Genomic DNA, 2,003 nt, shown 5'->3' on the forward strand with positions numbered 1-2,003 from the left:
ATGGTATAATTTCCGGGTACTGTGGTATGACGGCTATTTGCTGCCTGGGAGCTCAATCCTTTGCTGATCGTTACCGGTATAGCATAACCCGCTTTCAGGCCTCCGGGTAAGGTCAGCGTAATAGCTGCACCAGTGGAAGCACCTTCTATGATTTCTTTGCTGGCTGGGTCCACCGTAATATCAAAAGCCATGTTAGGGGCATAGTCCTTGTCTTTTACCGTAATAGTAGCTTCTCCAAATACCAGCCCCGGAATACTCGTAGAAGTACCTGTCAGTTTTAATTCACGGGTAGCCGGGCCGGTCAGTACCCCGTCATCTTTAATAGTGATTTGTACGGTAACCGTACCACCATTATTAATCACCGGCGGGGTTGAGATAATATAGTCTGATGTAGTAAAGGTAGAACCGGTAACTGGCTCCACACTGATGTTGATCGGAATAGCGGTAGTAACACCTGCTGGTAAGCTAAATGTCACATCATAAGCCGTTCCTTCTGTCATCTCTGTACTGCTGGTAGCAATGCTGATATTTTTATTGTCAGCATTTAGGCTGGTGGTATCTGTTATGGTACAGCTTGCCGGAGTAATGGTATACCCGGTAGCAGTACCATCTAATTGTAACGTTTTTGTAGGCTTAAATACCCTGTCGGAGGCAGCCGTGATAAAATCAGTCAGCACCGTATCCCGCTTACCGGCAGGCAACTTCACCGTGGTGGCAGCCAGCGTATAATCACTTGGGGTATTGGCCGTAGAGTTACCCACATTACGGCTCAGTAAGATGTTAATATCTGTAGTGGCGGATACGTTATTATCAAAGCTGATTTTAAGATCGCTCTTCTCGCCTTCTTTTAAGGGCGTATTCAACACTTCCAGCGTAAGCGCTTTATTGCCCGGCAAACTGGCAGTGCCATCTTTGATCAGCAGTGCTACAGAATCTTTTTTGAAACCAGTGGCCTCGGCTATAACTACAATATTTGCATCATTATTCAGGATGTTATCCACATTGGCTTTGATAACCGGGATCGTTACGGAGAAAGCATCTTTGGCAATCGTATAATTTCCGGGTACTGTGGTATGACGGCTATTTGCTGCCTGAGAGCTCAATCCTTTGCTGATCGTTACCGGTATAGCATAACCCGCTTTCAGGCCTCCGGGTAAGGTCAGCGTAATAGCTGCACCGGTAGCAGCCCCTTCTACAATTTCTTTGCTGGTTGGATCTACCGTAATATCAAAAGCCAAGTTGGACACATAGTCCTTGTCTTTTACAGTGATCGTAGCTTCTCCAAATACCAGTCCCGGAAGACTGGTAGAAGTACCTGTCAGTTTTAATTCACGGGTAGCCGGGCCGGTCAGTACTCCATCATCCTTAATAGTGATTTGTACCGTAACCGTACCACCATTATTAATCACCGGCGGGGTTGAGATCGTATAGTCTGACGTAGTAAAGGACGAACCGGTAACTGGCACCACACTGATGTTGATCGGAATAGCGGTAGTGACACCTGCTGGTAAGCTAAATGTCACATCATAAGCCGTTCCTTCTGTCATCTCTGTACTGCTGGTAGCAATGCTGATATTTTTATTGTCAGCATTTAGGCTCGTCGTATCTGTTATGGTACAGCTGGCAGGAGTAATGGTATACCCGGTAGCAGTGCCCTCTAATTGTAACGTTTTTGTAGGTTTAAATACCCTGTCGGAGGCAGCCGTGATAAAATCAGTCAGCACCGTATCCCGCTTACCGGCAGGTAACTTCACCGTGGTGGAAGCCAGCGTATAATCACCTGGGGTGTTGGCTGTAGAGTTACCCACATTACGGCTCAGTAAGATGTTGATATCCGTTATCGCGGATACGTTATTATTAAAGCTGATTTTAAGATCACTCTTCTCTCCTTCTTTTAATGGCGTATTCAACACTTCCAGGGTCAGTGCTTTATTGGCTGGTACGCTGGCGGTACCATCTTTGATCAGCAGTGCTACGGAGTCTTTCTTGAATCCGGTAGCTTC

The 2,003-nt window shown here is 46.4% G+C and carries 1 protein-coding gene; it reads right to left on the reverse strand.

From position 1 onward, the window contains the following. Window positions 1-2,003, reverse strand: a 2,003-nt coding sequence (locus ABR189_RS30040; protein WP_354664217.1) for a hypothetical protein, incomplete at both ends; no start/stop codon positions are given.

Source organism: Chitinophaga sp. H8, assembly GCF_040567655.1.
Lineage (GTDB): Bacteria > Bacteroidota > Bacteroidia > Chitinophagales > Chitinophagaceae > Chitinophaga > Chitinophaga defluvii.